This is a genomic window from Streptomyces sp. NPDC031474, from assembly GCF_055581185.1.
Genome location: NZ_JBVIJX010000013.1, coordinates 319,681 through 334,089 on the forward strand (window position 1 = coordinate 319,681; position 14,409 = coordinate 334,089).

Consider the following 14,409-nt stretch of genomic DNA (forward strand, 5'->3'; position numbering starts at 1 on the left):
ATGGACCCGGTGTCGGTAGGACTGCTCGCGTCGCTGGCCGGTGGCGCGGGCGGCGAAGTGGGACGACAGGTGTGGACGTCCCTCACTGCTCTCGTACGGCGCCCGTTCCGTCACGGAGAGGACAGCGCGGGTGGCCCGGCTACGGGCGAGGACGAACTGATGCGCCTCCAGCAGACCCCCGGCGACGGCAGCCGGGCCCACGCGTTGAGCACGGCCCTGGCCGTACGCGCGGCACTGGACCCCGACTTCGCCACCGCCCTCACCGCCTGGCACGAACAGGCCAAGCTCGTCCGCACCGGCGACGGCACGGTCAACAACTCGATCAGCGGCGGCAGTTACTACGCCCCGGTCATCCAGGGCCGCGACATCTCGCACACCACCTTCACCTCGCCCCCACCGCCACGACCCGACGAGCCGGCTGCGGGGGAGTGACCCCCCTGAACGGTTCCCCGGGTTGGGGCGACGCCGATTCCTTGGCGCCGTGCGGGGTGTCGTAAGGCTCGACGACGTCGTCGAGGTCGAGCAGGCCGTAGCGCGCGGAGAGGATCAGCAGCCGGTCGGGTCGTAGCGCCTCAGCTGCCGTGCGGCAGGCGCGGAGGTACAAGCCGGTGTACAGGTCCGCCGCCCGGGCGGAGTGGTCCAGTTCGCGGCCGGACAGGTCGTTGGAGATCCGGCGGGCACCCCACCGGGATGCCGGCGGCGCAGCTCGCAGATCTCGGCCTCAACCTCGGCGGACAGGCGCGTGGGACTGTTCCGCGGCCGGCGGGAGCGATCCAGCAGACCGGGCATGCCCTCCTGCTCGAACCGCCGCCGCCAGCTGTGCAGGGTCTGGCGCGAGGTTCCCTACCGCTCAGTCAGGTGCGCTCTCCCACGCCCGGAATCCATGGTCATTGCGGCGACCTGATGCGAGGATCACTGCCAAGACGCCATCATCCTCGAAATCCTGCCGAACTACCGGGCAGCGGCAGCATGTCTCAGCACGTGCTGCGCAGCCTGATCCGCAAGTAAAGATCAGGCAAGCGGTTCCGCAGGCGATTCGCAAGCGTCACGGCACGGCTTTCGAGGGCCGCATCCCCGGTTACGGGGGTGCGGCCCTTTGCCGATCCCGCACCACTCGCAGGAGTGCCGTGCGCGCCGGTTTACAACTGGGCCGTACGGCGCTATCTTCCGCCACAGGTGAAGTGGGAGCGCTCCCATATGGGCTCGCGCCCGGCGGACCGGAACCTGTCGGGCCGGGGTTCGGGAGGCTCCCACTTCGCACCCCTGCACCCACCTGCACTCTTGCACTCAGTGCCCGCATCCGCAGTGCTCCCTTGCGCGCGCGGTCCGTACACGGAAGGCGGACTCATTTGCCATGCAATCTGTCATGATCACGTCAGAAACGAAATCGCGGTTACGTACCCGAGCCCTCCTCCTCGTCCTCCTGGCCCTGCTGGCCACCGTCCCCGCCCTTGGTCTGATCGTCACGGCCGGCGGGAAGGCCGAGGCCCACGGCACCCCCATGAAACCCGGCAGCCGCACCTTCCTGTGCTGGCAGGACGGGCTGACCGACACCGGTGAGATCAAGCCGATCAACCCGGCCTGCCGGAACGCACAACAGGTGAGCGGCACCACGCCGTTCTACAACTGGTTCTCGGTGCTGCGCTCCGACGGGGCCGGCCGCACCCGCGGCTTCGTGCCGGACGGCCAGCTGTGCAGCGGTGGCAACGCCAACTTCACCGGTTTCAACGCGCCCCGCAACGACTGGCCGCTCACCCACCTCACCTCGGGTGCGACCGTCGACTTCTCCTACAACGCCTGGGCAGCACACCCGGGTTGGTTCTACGTCTACGTCACCAAGGACGGCTTCGACCCCACCAAGCCCCTCACCTGGGACGCCATGGAGGACCAGCCGTTCCTCTCCGTCGACCACCCGCCGCTCAACGGCAGCCCCGGCACGGTCGAGGCCAACTACTCCTGGACCGGCCGACTCCCCGCCAACAAGTCCGGGCGCCACATCATCTACATGGTCTGGCAGCGCTCGGACAGCGCCGAGACCTTCTACTCCTGCTCCGACGTCGTCTTCGACGGTGGAAACGGCGAAGTGACCGGCATTCACGAACCGGGCAACCCCAGCGAGCCCGTCCCCGGTACCTGCACCGCGACGCGCAGGACCACCAACAGCTGGAGCGGCGGCTACCAGTCCGAGGTGACCGTCACCAACTCCGGCGATGTCCCGATGCTCGGCTGGATGGTCGACTGGACGCTGCCCGGCGGTCAGTCGGTGGTCAGCCTCTGGAGCGGCAACGCGACGTACAACGGGCAGGCGGTGATGGTCCACAACGCCGACTGGAACGGCTCGTTGAGTCCCGGCCAGAGTGCGACGTTCGGATACGTCGTGTCCGGCTCGGGCGGTGACAGCGCCACAAGCCTTCCCTGTAGGGTCGGTTGAGCCACAGCGACTCCGGGCGGACCCGGTGAGCAGCGAGCCGCGTGCCACCGGGTCCGCGCCCCGGACCTGCCGCACCGGGGATCGGGGTGGCCCGGGGCGCCCCGCCCGGACGGCGCCCTGAGCAGGCGACAGGTTCGAGGCTTGGGGGAGCGGGATGCTGACCTCGATCGTGATCGACGCGCTGGATGTCGCGCGTATGAACCGCTTCTGGTCGGACGCCACGCGGGGCCTGACGGGCGGCCTGCACCTGCGGTTCGTGCCGGCCGCGAAATCGAAGACGGCGCACAAGAACCGACTCCACCTCGACCTGGCCGGGGGGCCGGACTGGGCGGCCGAGGTGGCGCGCCTGCTCACACTCGGTGCGCGGCGGGTCGACATCGGCCAGGGGGACGTCCCGTGGGACGTGCTGGCGGATCCCGAGGGCAACGAGTTCTGCGTGCTGCGTCCCGGTCACCCCGGTGTGCTCGCCGACTCCGGCCTCGTCGCGATCTGCCTCGACGTCGCGGAGGAGGATCGTTACGCGCAGTCGGCCTTCTGGCAGTCCCAGGCCGACTGGCACGCGGTCGAGTCCCACGACTGGGGCGTCCGGCTGCGCCGCACTCCCGTCAGCACGGTCTCGCTGGTGATGGGGCCGCCCGCGGCTCCGAAGGAGGCGAGGAACAGGCTGCGGCTGGAGGTCACCCACCGCGACTGGGAACCCGGCGAGTTCCTCGACGCCGGCGGGAACGAGTTCCACGTCACGCGGTGATTTCGCCGCTTTCGTCGAGTACGAGGCAGCGGTGGTGGGCCTTGCCGCTGTCCATTCCGGCTCGGATCCGGTTCATCGCGCTCCAGACGCCGTGCGGGCTGTCGACGCCACAGACCGGCAGCCGGCCGAAAAAGCCTTGCCCGGCATGCGGACGCACGCGTACGTTTTCGGCATGGGAACTCTGTGATCGCCCCCCATCCGACCGCGTAGAGCACTGCTCGGCCGTACCGCACGGTTTCTGCCGTGGCGTACGGCTTCGGCAGCGGCACACCGTGCTGCTGCAGAGCCCCGCTCCGTCGTCGTGGCGTGCTGATTCCTCATCGAATCCGTTCCTTCGGTCTTCCCGCACGGCCGAGAAACAGGGGCTTTCACATGCGTGCGTCAACATCCTCGCCCTCCTCACCGCATTCCCAGTCCACCCAGTCCACCCAGTCCTCCCAGCTCTCCCTGCACGGCGTCACCAAGCGCTATGACGACCACACGGTGCTCGATCAGATCTCCTTCAACCTCGCCCCCGGCGAGAAGGCCGGAGTCATCGGCGACAACGGGGCGGGGAAGTCCACGCTGCTCCGTCTCCTCGCCCACGACGAGCGCCCCGACCTGGGGGAGATCACCGTGGTGGCACCCGGCGGAACCGGTTACCTCGCCCAGACCCTCGGCCTGCCCGCAGAGGCCACCGTCCAGCATGCCGTCGACCTGGCGCTGTCGGAGCTGCGCGCGCTGGAGTCGGAACTGCGGCGCACCGAGGCGGAATTGGCCAAGGCGGCCGAGGGCGCGGAACTGGATGCCGCCCTTTCCGCGTACGCCCGGCTGACCGGACAGTACGAAGCACGCGACGGCTACGGCGCCGACACCCGCGTCGACGCCGCGCTGCACGGGCTCGGTCTGCCCGGACTTTCCCGGGACCGCAGGCTCGGCACGCTCTCCGGCGGCGAGCGGTCACGGCTGGCCCTGGCCGCGACGCTGGCGCCCCGGCCCGAGCTGTTGTTGCTCGACGAACCGACCAATGACCTCGACGACCGTGCCGTCGGCTGGCTCGAGGATCATCTGCGGGCCCACCGGGGCACCGTCATTGCGGTCACCCACGACCGGGTGTTTCTGGAACGGCTTACGACCACCGTTCTGGAAGTGGACGGCGGCCGAGTCACCCGCCACGGAAACGGTTACGCCGGTTATCTCGCCGCCAAGGCCGCCGAACGCCGTCGGCGGCAGCAGCAGTACGACGAGTGGCGAGCCGAGCTCGAGCGCAGCCGTCGGCTGGCCGAATCCAACACGGTTCGTCTGGACGGCATCCCGCGCAAGATGGCCAAGGCGGGGTTCGGTCATGGCGCTTTCCGTGCCCGGGGTCGCGCGCACGGTGCGATGAGCCGGATCCGTAACGCCAAGGAACGGACCGAGCGGCTCACCGCGAACCCGGTGTCGCCGCCGCCGGACCCGCTGACCTTCGCCGCCCGCATCGACACCGCGGGCAGGACGGACGACGGGCCGGCCGCCCGGCTCGACGACGTGGTCGTGCAGGGCCGGTTGACCGTGCCGGAGCTGCGCCTCGACCCCACCGAACGGCTGCTGGTCACCGGCCCCAACGGAGCAGGCAAGAGCACCTTGCTGCGCGTCCTGGCCGGCGAACTGCGACCGGACGCCGGAACAGTGAAGGTTTCCGGCCGGGTGGGGCACCTGCGGCAGGAGGAGGTGCCGTGGCCGCCCGAGCTGACCGTGCTGGCGGCGTTCGCCCACGGCCGCCCCGGCGACCGGGACGAACACGCCGACCGGCTGCTGTCGCTCGGACTCTTCGAGCCCCGCCAACTCGGTTTGCGAATCGGTGAGTTGTCATACGGGCAGCGAAGGCGGATCGAGCTCGCCCGGCTGGTGGGCGAACCGGTGGACCTGCTTCTGCTGGACGAGCCCACCAACCATCTGTCGCCCTCCCTGGTGGAGGAGTTGGAGGAGGCGCTGACCGGTTACGCGGGCGCGCTGGTGCTGGTCACGCACGACCGCCGGATGCGGGCGCGGTTCACCGGTTCCCGGCTGGAACTCGACGAGGGTGCCGTAGCGGGCAGGCGGTGACGACCGGCGGGCCTCACTCGGCCAACTGATCTGCCAGCCAGTGCAGTTGGCGTCGCACCTGCTCGGCCTCGCCCCCCTCGTGTCCGTTGTACGGGTAGGGGTGGATCTCCCGCCGCGGATCCGCGCCGTCGCTCAGCTCCCCGTACCGGTTGAAGGCGGCGTACGCCCCGCTCGGCGGACAGACCGTGTCGCGCAGGCCCGTGCCGAAGTGGGCGGGTGCATGGGCACGGCGGGCGAAGGAAACGCCTTCCACGTAGGAAAGCGTTCGGTAGGCGGTTTCTTCGCTGCCGCGGTGAACGGAGAGGTAGGCGGCGATCTCGCCGTACGGCCCCGCGTCGGTGAGGTCCAGGGCGCGCCGGATGCCGCACAGGAGGGGTGCCGTGACAAGGACGGCGGCCAGGTCGGAAACCAGCCCCGCGACGGCCAGGGCGAGTCCGCCGCCCTGGCTGTTGCCGGCGGCGACCGTGCGGGCGGGGTCCACGCCCGGCAGCGCCCGGACCGCCGTCACCGCACGCACCGCGTCCGTGATCAGCCGCCGGTAGTGGTAGTCCCGCGGGGAGAGCAGGCCGCGAACGGCCGGGCCCGGACCGCCCGGCGCAAAGGCGTGCGGGTCGGGGGTGGCGCCCCCGTTGCCGTACTGGTCGCCCTGGCCGCGGTTGTCCATCAGCAGGTGGGCAAAGCCGGCGTTCACCCAGGTCAGACGCTCGTGGGGGAGACCGCGGCCGCGCCCGTAGCCGACGTACTCGACGACCGCGGGAAGCGGTTCCCGCGCGCCGGAGGGACGGCTGAACCAGGCCCGCACCGGGTCTCCCGCGAAACCCCGGAACGTCACGTCCCAGGTCTGCGTCAGACGGAGACCGGTTTCGACGGGATCCACCGACACAAGGGGCTCATGCTGCTCGGCCTCCTTCAGCGCCTCACTCCAGAACGCGTCGAAGTCGGCCGGTTCGTCGGGCTCGGGTCGGTGGCGTTCCAGTTCCGGCAGCGGCAGGTCGAACGCGGGCACGGGGGCACCTCGCAGGGGTTGTGGGCGATCGATCGTTGCGTTGCACATACAGAAATTTGCGGAGGACGGTAGCACCCGACTCTCCGGTTCTACCCCGCCCGTGAGGGATTCCAACGCCACCCGACGTCCCACCAGCCCACGGTGCAGCACCCATTGACAGCGCTTTCCGTAACCCCTTACGTTGCCGCAGAGTTACCGGTAAGGGCACGAAAGTTTCGAGATCACGCGCTGCGAGTCGAGCGTTTCGAACACGCCCCGGGAGGCCCGAGCATGAGCACCTCCACCACATCGGCCCCACCCCCAGGAACCCAGGACCCACCGCCCGAGACCCGGCACGGTCCCACACCGCCCACCGCGCGCCGCGGCTGGCGGCGGGCACTGCGACGGGACTGGCAGCTGTACTCGCTGGCCGTGCTGCCGCTGCTGTTCTTCCTGGTCTTCCGCTATCTGCCGATGATCGGCAACGTGATCGCCTTCCGCCGCTACGAACCGGGCGGTTCGATCCTGGGGGAGCAGTGGGTGGGGCTGCGCTATGTGCGGATGTTCCTGACCGACCCGACCTTCTGGCAGGTCTTCCGCAACACGCTGTGGCTCGGCGGGCTGACGCTGGTGTTCTGCTTTCCCATCCCGATCGTCCTGGCACTGCTGCTCAACGAGGTGCGCCGGCGCTCTCTGAAGCGGTTCGTGCAGTCGATTTCGTATCTTCCGCACTTCCTGTCGATCGTGATCGTCGCGGGTATCACGATGCAGATGCTGGCCACGGAGGGCCCGGTCAACCATGTGCTGGGCTGGTTCGGTCACGACCCGGTCCGGTTCATCCAGGAACCCGGATGGTTCCGCACGATCTACGTGGGCTCGGAGATCTGGCAGACGGCCGGCTGGGGCACGATCCTCTACCTCGCGGCCCTCACCACGATCGACGAGGACCTCTACGAGGCCGCCCGCATCGACGGCGCGAACCGCTGGCGGCAGATCTGGCACGTCACCCTGCCCGGAATCCGGCCCACCATGATCACGTTGCTGATCCTCAACATCGGCACGTTCATGGCGGTCGGCTTCGAGAAGGTCCTGCTGCTGTACAACCCGCTGACCTATCCGACGGCCGACGTGGTCTCCACCTACCTCTACCGTGCCGGGGTCGAGTCCAACAGCTTCAGCTACGCCGCCGCCATCGGCCTGTTCGAAGCGATCATCGGCCTGGTGCTGATCACCGGCGCGAACCAGGTGTCGCGACGCACGGTGGGGACGAGCCTGTGGTGAGCCTCCTGACCCCCCGGACCCCGCGTCCGCGCACCTCCGTGAACCAGCCCACGCGCGGTTACCGCGTTTTCCAGGGCGTCAACGGGGTGGTCCTCACCCTCGTCGTGCTCGTGACGCTCTATCCCTTCGTCAACATCATCGCCCGCTCGTTCAGCGGCGAACGGCAGATCCGCGCCGGTGAGGTGAGTCTGTGGCCCAAGGGGTTCAACCTCACCACGTACAGAATCGTCTTCCAGGACTCGATGTTCTGGCGAAACTACGGAAACACCGTGTTCTACACGGTCGTCTCCACCGTCGTCGCCATGGTCCTGACGACCTGTTACGCCTATGTCCTGTCGAAGAGAAACCTCAAAGGCCGTGGTTTTCTCGTCGGTGTCGCCGTGTTCACCATGTTCTTCACCGGCGGGCTGATCCCCAACTACGTCCTGGTCACCAGCATGGGCCTGAAGAACTCGGTCTGGGCGATCGCCCTGCCGAACGCGATCAGCGTCTTCAATCTGCTGGTGATGAAGGCATTCTTCGAGAGCCTGCCGACCGAACTGGAGGAGGCCGCGGAGATCGACGGGCTGAGCACCTACGGCGTGCTGTTCAGGATCGTGCTGCCGCTGTCCAAAGCCGTCATCGCGACGATGGTGCTCTTCTACTCCGTGTCGTTCTGGAACTCCTGGTTCTCGGCGTACCTGTACCTGGACCGGGCGGAACTCATGCCGGCCACCGTCTATCTGCGCAATCTCATCTCCGGCGCCACCACGGGCGGCAACGCCGGTGCCGGCACGGAGCAGCTCAGCCAGGTCGGGGCGAACATCCAGGCGGTCACGATCGTGCTGACGTCGCTGCCGATCCTCTGCGTGTATCCGTTCGTCCAGCGCTACTTCGTCTCGGGCGTGATGCTCGGCGCGGTCAAGGGCTGAGCCGCATACCCAGCCCCCGGTCTCCGTCAGAGGCCTGTAACAACGGAGCTGGTCAGCCGTCGTACCAGGAGGTTCTGAGTGATGAATGGCAAACAGTTGTCCAGGCGTCAGATCATGGCCGCGGCGGGCTTCATCGGCCTCGCCACCCTCACCGGCTGTGGCAGCGGTGAGGACGGAGGGGATTCGAAGGACCTCTCCAAGAAACAGAACGGCGCGATGAAGGAGTATCGGGCCGGTCAGCAGTTCAAGGCCTCGAAACCGCTGTCCTTCTCGATTCTGCACAACAACAACCCGAGCTACCCCATGAAGAACAGCTGGCTGTTCTGGAAGGAACTCACCAGGCGCACCGGTATCACCCTGAAACCGATCGCTGTCCCGCTCAGTGACTATGAGAAGAAACGCAGCGTGCTGATCGGCGCGGGCGACGCCCCGTTCCTGATCCCCAAGACGTACCATCCGTCGGAGGCCGCCTTCGTCTCGTCGGGCGCGATCCTCCCGGTCAGCGACTACGTGCACCTGATGCCCCACTTCCAGGACAAGGTCAGAAAGTGGAAGCTGGAGCCCGAGCTCGACTCCATTCGGCAGTCCGACGGCAAGTACTACCTCCTCCCCGGCCTGCACGAGAAAGTCAAGTCCGGCTATTCACTGTCCTTGCGCACGGACGTCCTCGACAAGCTCGGTCTGAGCCTGCCCACCACCTGGGACCAGGTGTACGAGGTCTTCAAGGCGATCAAGGCCGCATACCCGGACCGATATCCCTTCTCCGACCGTTGGAGCACCAACACCCCGTTCCCGGCGGCGGCGTTGCTCAGCTACCTCGGCCAGGCGCACGGAGTGAAGGCCGGCTGGACCTACGACAACATCAGTTTTGACTCGAAGGCGGGGGAGTTCGTCTTCACCGGCGCCACGGACGGCTACCGCCAGGTGGTCGAATACCTGAGAAAGCTGGTCGCCGAGAAACTGATGGACCCGGAGAGCTTCACGCAGCCCGATGACGACGCCGTGCAGAAACTGCTGGGCGAGAAATCCTTTGCCATCAGCGCCAACCCGCAGGAGCTGGTCCAGAACTACCGCTACAACCTGGAGAGACAGGTCAAGGGAGCGGAGATCGAGATGGTGCCGGTGCCACTCGGCCCGGCCGGCCCGGTGGTGATCGGCGGCGCCCGGCTGGAGAACGGCGTCATGATCTCCACCAAGGCCGTCAAGAGCGACACGTTCGTGGCGATGATGCAGTTCGTCGACTGGCTGTGGTACTCCGACGAGGGCCAGCGTCTCTCCAAGTGGGGCGTCCAGGGCGTCACTTACACACAGGCCGGCAGCCAGTACAAGCTTGAGCCCGGCATCTCGCTCATGGGCGCGAACCCGGACGCCCCGAAGGACCTCCAGAAGGACTACGGCTTCTTCAACGGCGTCTTCACCTACGGCGGCAGCTGGGAGCTCGTCTCCTCGTCCTTCGGCCCGGACGAGAAGAAGTTCCAGGACGCCATGGCCCAGTACAGACAACTGCCCATCGACCCGGCCCACCCGCTGCAGTCCGTGGAGCAGGAACAGGCCTCGCTCTGGGACACCCCGCTCAGGGACCACGTCACCCAGAACATGCTCAAATTCGCCCTCGGCAAGCGCCCGCTGTCCGAATGGGACGACTACGTCACCGAGTTGAAGGCCAAGAACATGGATCAGCTCGTCGGTCTGCACAACAAGGCGCGCGAACGCTTCAACAAGGAGAAGGGGTGATCAGCGTCCCCGCCGAACCGGCGGGCCCGCTCTCGGACGCCTGGCGGCTCTGCGTCGGAACGGGGCGAGCCGACCTCGCCCTGCGCCGCGACTACCAGGACTCCCTCGCCCTGCTCCAGCGGGACATCGGGTTCCGGCACATCCGCGGTCATGGCCTGCTCAGCGACGGCATGGGTGTGTACCGCCCCTACGACCACGAGGGCGACCGCCACGTCCACCACTCCTTCACCTACGTCGACCAGGTCGTCGACGCATATCTGGCCGCCGGCATCCGCCCCTTCCTGGAACTCGGCTTCATGCCCGAGGAGTTGGCCGTCGGAACACAGACGGTCTTCTGGTGGCGAGGCAATGTCACCCCGCCCCGCTCGTACCGTGAATGGGCCGACCTGGTCCGCGCGACCCTGGCCCATCTCGTCGACCGCTACGGCCTCGACGAGGTCCGCACCTGGCCCATCGAGGTGTGGAACGAGCCCAACCTGCCCGACTTCTGGCAGGACGCGGACGAAAAGGCGTACCACCGGCTGTACGAGGTCACCGCGCGCACCGTGAAGGAGGTGGACGCCGGTCTCCAGGTCGGGGGCCCCGCGATCTCTCCGGGCGCCGACGACTGGCTGGAGCGTTTCGCGGAGTTCGCGGAAGGCCGGGACGTGCCCGTCGACTTCGTGTCGAAGCACGCCTACACCTCGGGCCCCGCCCACCACGTACCGTTCGGTGTCCACCAGACGCTGGCCCCGGCGTCCTCTCTGCTCGACCAGTTCGCCACACCCCGCGAACGCCTCAAGGGCACCCGACTGGCCGGACTCCCGGTCCACATCACGGAGTTCAATTCCTCCTACTGTCCGGTCAACCCGATCCACGACACCGCCTTCCATGCCGCTTACCTGGCGCCCGTTCTCGCACACGGCGGCGACTTCGCCGACTCCTTCTCCTACTGGACGTTCAGCGACGTGTTCGAGGAGTCCGGCGTCCCCACGGCCCTCTTCCACGGCGGCTTCGGACTGCTCACCCACCGGCAGGTGAGGAAACCGACCTACCACCTGTACGCGTTCATGGCCCGGATGGGGCCCGACCTGCTGGCGCGCGGCGACGACCACCTAGTCAGCCGCCACCCCGACGGCCGGGTCACGGTGTTGGCCTGGGCGCCCGTCGACCCGACCGGCGAGACCCCCGGACCCGACCGGCATGTACTGCGTCTTTCCCTCCCGGTCGCGGCGCGAGAGGTCTTCGTCCGCCGGTCCACCGTCGACGAGGAGCACGGGAACGCCTACACCGCCTGGCGGCACATGGGCAGCCCGCGCTCGCCGAAGCCGGGGCAGCTGGACGTCCTGCACGAGGCCGCCGAGCCCGCCCGCAGCCACCGGCGGCTGCCCGCGCCGGAGGGGCGCGCCGAGCTGGACCTCAGCCTGGCCCGCCACGAGATCACTCTCGTCGAGCTCACCCCGGTCGCCGACGAGACCCCGCCCTGGTGGGACGAACGGCGGCTCTTCGGCGGGCCGGCGACATGATCCCGGTAAGCGCTTCGAGACCGCTTCCCTCCCGGGTGGGCACCGGGCCCCTCTCCCGCGCCGCCGCCCTGGTGCACACCCTGCTCACCGTCGAGGCCCTGTTCCTCGCGGCGAACGCTCCAGGCCTGGCCGGCCTGTTCTTCCTGGGCCCCGACCCGGCCAACCTGCCCCTCGCCGCCGTCTGTCTGCTGCCGCTCGGCCCGGCCGTCTCCGCCGCGTTGTACGCCCTGCACCACCGCAGCCGTGACCTCACCGACCTGCACCCGGCCCGCGTCTACACCCGCGGCTGGCGGCTCAACGCCCTTGCCGCGCTGAAGCTCTGGGCGCCCCTGCTGGCCTGGCTGACCGTGATCGCGTTCAGCCTCACCCACTTCGCCGCCACCGGGCTGCCCGGCTGGTGGGCGGTGCTCCTCGGGGGCATCGGCGTGGCGTCCCTGCTGTGGGGCGCGCACGCCGTCGTCCTCACCTCCTTGTTCACGTTCCGCGCCCGCGACACCGCCCGCCTGGCCGCGTACTTCCTGTTCCGGCGGGGGCGCGTCACCCTCGCCGCGGCCTCTCTGCTCGTCCTGACCGGCGGCCTGACCGCCCTGCTCACGGAGGCCCTGCCCGTCCTGCTGGCCGCACCGCTGCTGCTCTCGCTGGTGCAGTCGAGCCGCCCGGTGATCGTGGAGACCCAGGAGGACTTCACCGCATGACCGCTCCCGACCGCGCACACAACAGCCGACTCCCGCGCACCGGCAAGATCCCGTACGGCGGCGACTACAACCCGGAGCAGTGGCCGCGGCAGGTCTGGGAAGAGGACCACCGCCTGTTCACGCAGGCCGGCATCGACACCCTCACGGTCGGCGTCTTCAGCTGGTCACTCACCCAACCGGCCGAGAACACCTACGACTTCACGACCCTCGACGGCATCCTCGATCGCGCCGCCGCCGACGGCCGCCATGTCTGCCTCGCCACGGGAACCGCCGCTCTCCCGCCCTGGCTCGCCAAGAAACACCCCGACGTCAACCGCACCGACTTCGAAGGCCGACGACATCGATACGGCCAACGGCACAACTTCTGCCCCAGCTCGCCCAATTACCGCCGACTGGTCACGGCCGTGGCCGACCGCCTCGCCGAACGCTACGCGCGCCACCCGGCGTTGCTGGCCTGGCACATCAACAACGAGTACGGCGGCGTCTGTTACTGCGATCTGTGCGCCGAGAACTTCCGTGACTGGCTGCGCGCCCGGCACGGCACCCTCGACGCCCTCAACGACGCCTGGTGGACCACCTTCTGGTCGCACCGCTACACCGACTGGGACGAGATCGAGCCGCCGAGCGCCCTCACCGAGCACTGGCGCGGCCCCGACCACACCGCCTTCCAGGGCATCACCCTCGACTACCAGCGCTTCATGACCGACGCCCTGCTCGGCTGCTTCACCGCGGAGAAGGAAGCCATCCGCGCCCACGACCCCGACACGCCCGTCACCACCAACTTCATGGGCGCCTACCGCCCACTCGACTACCACCGTTGGGCGCCCCATCTCGACTTCGCCTCCTGGGACAACTACCCGCCCCTCGACGCCCCGCCCTCCCGTCCGGCCCTCGCCCACGACCTGATGCGCGGCCTCAAGGACGGCGCCCCCTTCTGGCTGATGGAGCAGACCCCTTCCACAACCGCCTGCCGCGACGTCAACCCGCTGCGCCGCCCCGGCGAACTCCGCCTCGCCACCTGGCAGGCCGTCGCCCACGGCGCGGACGCCGCCCTCTACTTCCAGCTGCGCGCCTCACGCGGCGCCTGCGAGAAATACCACGGCGCGGTCATCGGACACTCGGGTCGGGACGACACGCGCGTCTTCGGCGAAGTCGCCTTCCTGGGAGGGGAGCTGACCGAGGTCGGAGCGGTCACCCTCGGCGCCCGGACCCCTGCCCGGACCGCTCTCCTCTTCGACTGGGACAGCTGGTGGGCCCTGGAGATCTCCGACGGCCCTTCCCGACTCGTCCGCTACACGGATGTCGTACACGCCTACTACCGGGCCGCCCGCGAGGCCGGCGCCGACGTGGACGTCGTGGCGGTGACCGCCGACCTCACCCCGTACGACGTGGTCCTCGCCCCGGTGCTGCACCTCGTCAAGCAAGACCTGCCACAGCGCCTGGAGGCCGTGGCCCGGCGCGGCGGCACCGTCCTCGCCACGTTCCTCACCGCCCGCTCGGACGAACACGACCGCGCCTTCCTCGCCGACGTCCCCGGCCCACTGGCCCCCCTCATGGGCATCCGCGTCGACGAGTGGGACGCCCGGCCCGAAGACGTCGTACAGCCCATCCAGCTGGGAGAGCTCACGACGCAGGCCCGTCTGGTCTTCGAGATCGTCCAGCTGCGCGGCGCCGAACCGGTCGCCACCTACGGCGCCGACTTCTACGCGGGCACCCCGGCCGTGACCCGCAACGCCTTCGACGCCGGCGAGGCCTGGTACGTGGCGACCGCCCTCGACCAGCCCGGCGTCGACCACATAGTCCGCCGGATCCTGGCCCGCCACGACCTGATCGGCCCCTACGCCGACCACCGCACCGTGGAGACCGCCACCCGGGTCGCCCCCGACGGCACGCGCCTGCTCTTCCTGCTCAACCATGCGAGGGAACCAGCCCACCTGACCGCGCACACCTCCGCCACCGATCTCCTCACCGGCAAAAGACTCGGCCAGGGCGAGGCCCTGACCCTGGACCCGCTGGGCGTGGCGATCCTGCGGTCCCAGTGAGTGTTCCCGGCCC

The 14,409-nt window shown here is 68.8% G+C and carries 13 protein-coding genes and 1 pseudogene; 10 read left to right on the forward strand and 4 right to left on the reverse strand.

Annotation, left to right across the window (positions count from 1 at the left end):
- Nucleotides 1–432, forward strand: a complete 432-nt coding sequence (locus ACZ5SK_RS28445; RefSeq protein WP_334576350.1) for a hypothetical protein — start codon at nucleotides 1–3, stop codon at nucleotides 430–432.
- Here ACZ5SK_RS28445 and ACZ5SK_RS28450 read toward each other — a convergent pair.
- A complete protein-coding gene (locus ACZ5SK_RS28450; RefSeq protein ID WP_443041321.1) occupies nucleotides 383–604 on the reverse strand; it encodes a DUF6884 domain-containing protein in 222 nt (73 codons plus the stop codon). The two genes, ACZ5SK_RS28445 and ACZ5SK_RS28450, sit on opposite strands and share 50 nt — an antisense overlap.
- A gap of 41 nt (nucleotides 605–645) precedes the next feature.
- Nucleotides 646–843: pseudogene (locus ACZ5SK_RS28455) on the reverse strand (helix-turn-helix domain-containing protein); the annotation flags it as partial.
- A gap of 523 nt (nucleotides 844–1,366) precedes the next feature.
- Between ACZ5SK_RS28455 and ACZ5SK_RS28460 the strand changes: the two are divergent.
- Nucleotides 1,367–2,431 (forward strand): lytic polysaccharide monooxygenase auxiliary activity family 9 protein, encoded by a 1,065-nt coding sequence (locus ACZ5SK_RS28460; RefSeq protein ID WP_334576348.1) that lies wholly within the window; start codon nucleotides 1,367–1,369, stop codon nucleotides 2,429–2,431.
- A 154-nt stretch (nucleotides 2,432–2,585) separates the two neighbouring features.
- Nucleotides 2,586–3,179, forward strand: coding sequence for a VOC family protein (locus ACZ5SK_RS28465; protein ID WP_361705282.1), 594 nt, complete (start codon nucleotides 2,586–2,588; stop codon nucleotides 3,177–3,179).
- On the opposite strand, the gene ACZ5SK_RS28470 is transcribed toward ACZ5SK_RS28465, so the two are convergent.
- Nucleotides 3,169–3,336 (reverse strand): hypothetical protein, encoded by a 168-nt coding sequence (locus ACZ5SK_RS28470; protein WP_334576346.1) that lies wholly within the window; start codon nucleotides 3,334–3,336, stop codon nucleotides 3,169–3,171. The two genes, ACZ5SK_RS28465 and ACZ5SK_RS28470, sit on opposite strands and share 11 nt — an antisense overlap.
- A gap of 215 nt (nucleotides 3,337–3,551) precedes the next feature.
- Here ACZ5SK_RS28470 and ACZ5SK_RS28475 point away from each other — a divergent pair, with 215 nt between their 5' ends.
- Nucleotides 3,552–5,243: a TlrC/CarA/OleB/SrmB family ABC-F type ribosomal protection protein gene (locus ACZ5SK_RS28475; RefSeq protein WP_334576345.1), complete on the forward strand. Its 1,692-nt coding sequence runs from the start codon at nucleotides 3,552–3,554 to the stop codon at nucleotides 5,241–5,243.
- A gap of 13 nt (nucleotides 5,244–5,256) precedes the next feature.
- Here the strand turns inward: ACZ5SK_RS28475 and ACZ5SK_RS28480 are convergent, their stop codons facing one another.
- Nucleotides 5,257–6,249, reverse strand: a complete 993-nt coding sequence (locus ACZ5SK_RS28480; RefSeq protein WP_468576679.1) for an acetylxylan esterase — start codon at nucleotides 6,247–6,249, stop codon at nucleotides 5,257–5,259.
- Between the two features lie 270 nt (nucleotides 6,250–6,519).
- Between ACZ5SK_RS28480 and ACZ5SK_RS28485 the strand changes: the two genes are divergently transcribed.
- The 6 genes from ACZ5SK_RS28485 to ACZ5SK_RS28510 all read left to right on the forward strand — a co-directional run bounded on the left by ACZ5SK_RS28485 (nucleotide 6,520) and on the right by ACZ5SK_RS28510 (nucleotide 14,396).
- Nucleotides 6,520–7,509 carry an ABC transporter permease gene (locus ACZ5SK_RS28485; RefSeq protein WP_334576342.1) on the forward strand — a complete coding sequence of 330 codons (990 nt, stop codon included), beginning with the start codon at nucleotides 6,520–6,522 and terminating at the stop codon, nucleotides 7,507–7,509.
- Complete coding sequence (locus ACZ5SK_RS28490; RefSeq protein WP_443041216.1) at nucleotides 7,506–8,420, forward strand: carbohydrate ABC transporter permease; 915 nt, start codon at nucleotides 7,506–7,508, stop codon at nucleotides 8,418–8,420. The genes ACZ5SK_RS28485 and ACZ5SK_RS28490 overlap by 4 nt, the downstream gene beginning before the upstream one ends.
- An 81-nt stretch (nucleotides 8,421–8,501) precedes the next feature.
- Nucleotides 8,502–10,154, forward strand: a complete 1,653-nt coding sequence (locus ACZ5SK_RS28495; RefSeq protein WP_468576683.1) for an ABC transporter substrate-binding protein — start codon at nucleotides 8,502–8,504, stop codon at nucleotides 10,152–10,154.
- Nucleotides 10,151–11,659 (forward strand): GH39 family glycosyl hydrolase, encoded by a 1,509-nt coding sequence (locus tag ACZ5SK_RS28500; protein WP_334576340.1) that lies wholly within the window; start codon nucleotides 10,151–10,153, stop codon nucleotides 11,657–11,659. The genes ACZ5SK_RS28495 and ACZ5SK_RS28500 overlap by 4 nt, the downstream gene beginning before the upstream one ends.
- Nucleotides 11,656–12,354, forward strand: a complete 699-nt coding sequence (locus ACZ5SK_RS28505) for a hypothetical protein (RefSeq protein WP_334576339.1) — start codon at nucleotides 11,656–11,658, stop codon at nucleotides 12,352–12,354. The genes ACZ5SK_RS28500 and ACZ5SK_RS28505 overlap by 4 nt, the downstream gene beginning before the upstream one ends.
- Nucleotides 12,351–14,396 carry a beta-galactosidase gene (locus ACZ5SK_RS28510; protein ID WP_334576337.1) on the forward strand — a complete coding sequence of 682 codons (2,046 nt, stop codon included), beginning with the start codon at nucleotides 12,351–12,353 and terminating at the stop codon, nucleotides 14,394–14,396. Before ACZ5SK_RS28505 ends, ACZ5SK_RS28510 begins: the two co-directional genes overlap by 4 nt.
- Nucleotides 14,397–14,409 lie beyond the last annotated feature (13 nt).

Bases quoted from the DNA above. Each gene is read 5' to 3' on its own strand.
- ACZ5SK_RS28485 (WP_334576342.1), top strand. From the start codon at position 6,520: ATGAGCACCTCCACCACATCGGCCCCACCCCCAGGAACCCAGGACCCA.
- ACZ5SK_RS28445 (WP_334576350.1), top strand. From the start codon at position 1: ATGGACCCGGTGTCGGTAGGACTGCTCGCGTCGCTGGCCGGTGGCGCG.
- ACZ5SK_RS28495 (WP_468576683.1), top strand. From the start codon at position 8,502: ATGAATGGCAAACAGTTGTCCAGGCGTCAGATCATGGCCGCGGCGGGC.
- ACZ5SK_RS28475 (WP_334576345.1), top strand. From the start codon at position 3,552: ATGCGTGCGTCAACATCCTCGCCCTCCTCACCGCATTCCCAGTCCACC.
- ACZ5SK_RS28510 (WP_334576337.1), top strand. From the start codon at position 12,351: ATGACCGCTCCCGACCGCGCACACAACAGCCGACTCCCGCGCACCGGC.
- ACZ5SK_RS28465 (WP_361705282.1), top strand. From the start codon at position 2,586: ATGCTGACCTCGATCGTGATCGACGCGCTGGATGTCGCGCGTATGAAC.
- ACZ5SK_RS28505 (WP_334576339.1), top strand. From the start codon at position 11,656: ATGATCCCGGTAAGCGCTTCGAGACCGCTTCCCTCCCGGGTGGGCACC.
- ACZ5SK_RS28460 (WP_334576348.1), top strand. From the start codon at position 1,367: ATGATCACGTCAGAAACGAAATCGCGGTTACGTACCCGAGCCCTCCTC.